At 45.8% G+C, this 2,609-nt stretch carries 3 protein-coding genes; 2 read left to right on the forward strand and 1 reads right to left on the reverse strand.

What is annotated here, in order from left to right; translation table 11 throughout:
- The coding region (locus Q0314_RS06955) for a HisA/HisF-related TIM barrel protein (RefSeq protein WP_298057770.1) at positions 1-134 on the reverse strand (134 nt) is incomplete at its 3' end.
- Between the two features lie 273 nt (positions 135-407).
- Here Q0314_RS06955 and rsmA point away from each other — a divergent pair.
- Both rsmA and Q0314_RS06965 read left to right on the forward strand, forming a co-directional pair.
- A complete protein-coding gene (rsmA, locus tag Q0314_RS06960) occupies positions 408-1,271 on the forward strand; it encodes a 16S rRNA (adenine(1518)-N(6)/adenine(1519)-N(6))-dimethyltransferase RsmA (protein WP_298057771.1) in 864 nt (287 codons plus the stop codon).
- Positions 1,219-2,609: ribonuclease J (locus Q0314_RS06965; protein WP_298057769.1), on the forward strand; the 1,391-nt coding region annotated here is incomplete at its 3' end. The genes rsmA and Q0314_RS06965, both read left to right, overlap by 53 nt.

Below are 2,609 nucleotides of genomic sequence, written 5' to 3' on the forward strand. Positions count from 1 at the left end.
CCCTCCTCGTTGTAGCGTTTGGCTATCTCGACCGGATCGCCAGCATCCACGAGACCTACGAAATTTACGCCCTTTACCACGCGTCCGTCTTTGACGTCTAGGCACGGGATTATGCGTTTTGCAAAATGATTCATCGCTCTTCTTTAGCTAAAATTTGGCTTTATTTTAGCTAAATTTGACTTATCTAATCATTACATAAGATATTTTTGGGTAAAATCGGCGAAAATTTAAGGTAAATTTACGCCGATGCCGCGAACATCGGCGTGCTTTAGGTGGGTGAGTGACCGCCGTTAGAGGACGATAACCGCTTATCGTCCGTGCGGGAGCGAATGAGCGAAGCTTATCGCAAAGCGATGCGAGCGATGGGTTTGTTTGCAGCAGTGGCTTCGCTACTCTGCGGAGTTAAAATGGAAAATATTAAAGCAAAAAAATGCTTCGGACAAAATTTTTTACACGACGAAGCGACGCTAAACAAAATCATCCAAGCGATTCCCAAAGATACGCAAAATATCGTTGAAATTGGGCCTGGCTTAGGTGATTTGACATTTAGAATTTTGCGGATTTGCGGCGTAACTAGCTACGAGATAGATACTGAGCTTTTTGCGCTGCTACAGAAAAAATTCGCAAACGAAATTCAAAACGGACGATTGAAACTTTTTTGCAAAGACGCGCTGGATCAGTGGAGCGAAAGCGGCTTAAACGATGAGCCGTATTTTTTAGCGGCAAACCTGCCCTACTACGTTGCTACGAAGATGATCCTAAATGCGATCGAAGACGAGAAATGTCGCGGCCTGGTCGTGATGATACAAAAGGAAGTCGCGCTCAAATTTAGCGCGAAAAGCGGCGATAGAGATTTTAGCTCTTTGGCGATTTTAGCCTCGCTTCAAGGTAGCTGCGAGCTACTTTTTGACGTGGATGCGAGCTGCTTTAACCCACCGCCGAAGGTGACTTCCTCGGTTATAAAACTGCAAAAAAGTAAAAATTTAATAGGCGAAACGGGTATATTTGAGAGTAAATTTGAATACGAAAAATTTAAAACTTACCTCAAAATCGCCTTTAGCGCGCCTAGAAAAACGCTGATGAAAAATTTGAGTTCAAGCTACGAGAAGTCTGAACTCGAGCAAATTTTCAGCATGCTAAATTTGAGCGCAAACATCCGTCCGCATGAGCTAAATGTCGGTCTTTATCTAGAAGTATTTAAAAATTTAAAGGAAGATAATGAACGACAAAAACGAAGAAAAAGCGGTGGTCTCTCAGGGCAAGAGCAATAAAAAGCGCAGATTTCGCCCGAGAAATAAAAATAAACAAGAAAATTTAGATCAAAACGCGCAAAACGGCGAACAAAAAGCTAGTCAAAGCGTGATAGATAATTTCTTTTTAGAGCCTTTTGACGGCGGCGAACAGCATGCCCAAAACGGCGAGCAAGCTAATACTAACAAACAAAACGGTAAAAGAAATCGTAGTAAAAATGGCAAACAAAACTCCCAAAATAGCGCGCAAAGCGAAAACAAAAACGCTAACAAACAAACCGCAAACGTCGAAAATCAAACGGGCGAAGCTAAGCCGAAAAAACAGCGAAAGCCAAAGAAAAATTTACCCGCCAAGCTAAACGGTAACGAGCAGTGGCAGCAAGATATAGCTAGCGCTATGGAGGCAAACAAGGCTGTCCACGAACTGCGTCTGGAGCCGATGAAATACCTAAACTCAACCGATCACAGGATCCGCGTTACGCCTCTTGGCGGGCTGGGCGAGATCGGCGGAAATATGACCGTATTTGAGACCGACACGAGCGCGATCATCGTGGATATCGGCATGAGCTTTCCTAGCGAGAGCATGCACGGCGTGGATATCCTGATCCCTGACTTTGACTACGTGCGCAAGATAAAAGATAAGATAAAAGGCGTCGTCATCACGCACGCCCATGAGGACCATATCGGCGCGGTGCCCTACTTTTATAAAGAGTTTAAATTTCCTATCTACGCTACGCCTTTGCCGCTTGGTATGATAAATAACAAATTTGAAGAGCACGGACTAAAACAGGAGCGTTCGCTTTTTCGCTCGGTCGAAAAGCGCAAGCCGTATCTGATAGGGGATTTTGAGGTCGAGTGGATACATATCACGCACTCTATCATCGATGCTAGCGCGCTTGCCATCACGACAAAGGCGGGCACTATCATTCACACGGGCGACTTTAAGATCGACCATACGCCGATCGACGGCTACCCTACTGATCTGGGACGCCTAGCCTACTACGGCGAGCGCGGCGTGCTGTGCCTGATGAGTGACAGCACGAACAGCTACCGCGAGGGCTTTACTAAAAGCGAAAGCAGCGTGGGTAAGACCTTTGACGCGATATTTTCCAAAGCCAAAGGTCGCGTGATAATGAGCACTTTTAGCTCCAACATCCACCGCGTCTATCAGGCGATCGACTGGGGGCTAAAATACAATCGTAAGGTCTGCGTCATCGGCCGCAGCATGGAGCGTAATCTCTACACGGCGATGGAGCTTGGCTACATCAAGCTGGATAAGAAAATTTTTATCGACGCTAACGAGGTCGGCAAATTTAAAGATAACGAAGTATTGATCGTCACCACCGGCTCTCAGGGCGA

Origin of the sequence: uncultured Campylobacter sp. (assembly GCF_938040115.1) — a bacterium.
GTDB lineage: Bacteria > Campylobacterota > Campylobacteria > Campylobacterales > Campylobacteraceae > Campylobacter_A.

Bases quoted from the DNA above. Each gene is read 5' to 3' on its own strand.
- rsmA (WP_298057771.1), top strand. From the start codon at position 408: ATGGAAAATATTAAAGCAAAAAAATGCTTCGGACAAAATTTTTTACAC.